The sequence below is a fragment of the Mesorhizobium sp. LCM 4576 genome, from assembly GCF_001854815.1.
In the GTDB taxonomy this organism is placed as follows: Bacteria; Pseudomonadota; Alphaproteobacteria; order Rhizobiales; family Rhizobiaceae; genus Mesorhizobium; species Mesorhizobium plurifarium.
In genome coordinates this window covers 1-1,560 of sequence record NZ_MDDT01000088.1, presented here as the reverse complement: position 1 = coordinate 1,560, position 1,560 = coordinate 1, and the positions used below count along the sequence as shown (strand labels likewise).

The window sequence follows — 1,560 nt, the reverse complement described above, 5'->3', positions numbered from 1 at the left end:
GCGGAGTGTCGGGACGCCACCAGCGCTATCGGCACCGAGGTGACGTACCTCGCAAGCCGAGCCAAGCGGCTTTCCGATTTCGAACCGCAGGGCCTGGYGAACCTGGTGAACGGTTTCAGCAAATGGCCGAGCCAGGCGAAGTGTCGGAAAGCCACTAGCGCTATCGGCACCGAGGTGACGCGCCTTGCAGGCCGAGCCAAGCGGCTCTCCGATTTTAGCCCGCAGGGCCTGTCGAACCTGGTCAATGGCTTCGGCAAGTACCCGGAAGAACAGGATTTGCGCCAAGCTGCGGCGGATATCGCCGCCGAGATCGTTGGCCGCGCCGGCCAGCTCAATAGATTTCCACATCAAGAGTTGGCTAATCTGGTGAACGGGTTCGGCAAATGGCCCGAAGACATCGACATGCGCCATGCTACCGTTGCCATTGCCGGCGAGATCGTTGCGCGTGCCAAAGAGCTCGGCGGATTCACTGATCAACATCTGGCGAACCTGGCGAACGGTTTCAGCAAGTGGCCCGAACAGACGCGCGAGGCGACGGTTTCCATTGCGGGCGAGGTCGTTACCCGAGCCGGCGAGCTTAACAGATTTGGGTATCAAGAGTTGGCCAACCTGTTGAACGGTTTCAGCAAGTGGCCCGAACAGACGCGCGAGGCGACCATTGCCATCGCGGGCGAGATTGTTGCCCGAGCCGGAAAGCTCAAGGAATTTGCGAATCAAGAGTTGGCCGATCTGGTGAACGGTTTCAGCAAGTGGCCGGAGCAGGCAAGCACGCGCGAGGCGATGATCGCCATCGCCTCTGAGCTCAGTTGCGCCGCCAACCGATTGCGCGGTTTTCCTGGTCAGGAACTGGCCTATCTGATCAATGGCTTCAGCAAGTGGCCGCAAGAGCCAGGCATGCGCCAGGCGGCGGTCGCCATCGCCGGGGAGATCGCCTCCGGTGCCGACAAAATCAGGGGATTTACCCATCAGCAGCTGGCCATACTGGTGAACGGTTTCAGCAAGTGGCCGCTGGAGGAGCGAAATCGGCAAGCCACGGCCGCCATCGGCGGCGAGGTTCTTCGCCGCGCCGATCACCCAAATGTCGGGCTCTCCGACTTTGCTCCGCTGAGCCTGGCCAATTTGGTGAATGGCTTCAGCAAATGGCCGCAAGAGCCAGGCATGCGCCAGGCTGCAGTTGCCATGGCTGGGGAGATCGCTTCCCGCGTCGGCAAAATCAAGGGATTTAGTCATCAGCATCTGGCGGTCCTGGTGAACGGTTTCGGCAAGTGGCCGCAAGAGGAGCGCAATCGGCAGGCCGCGGTCGCCATTGGCGAGGAGGTCCTTCGCCGCGCCGACCGCCCGGATGTCGGGCTCTCCGATTTTACGGCGCAGGATTTGGCGCTCCTGGTGAACGGCTTCGCCAAGTGGACGCAAGAGCCGGTGTGCTATCAGGCTCTGGGGGAGATCGCCCGCGGTCTAGGCCCCAAGGGCCGTCGCTTCGGCGCGTTCGCGACGCCACGGCTTGCGATGGTCGCGAATGGTCTGGCGCGGGGTATCCTGCAGGGCGAGGAAGCCGGGGAG

At 62.4% G+C, this 1,560-nt stretch carries 1 pseudogene; it reads left to right on the top strand.

The features are described 5' to 3' along the window. Window positions 1-105 precede the first annotated feature (105 nt). A pseudogene (locus LCM4576_RS31715) lies at window positions 106-1,560 on the top strand (hypothetical protein); the annotation flags it as partial.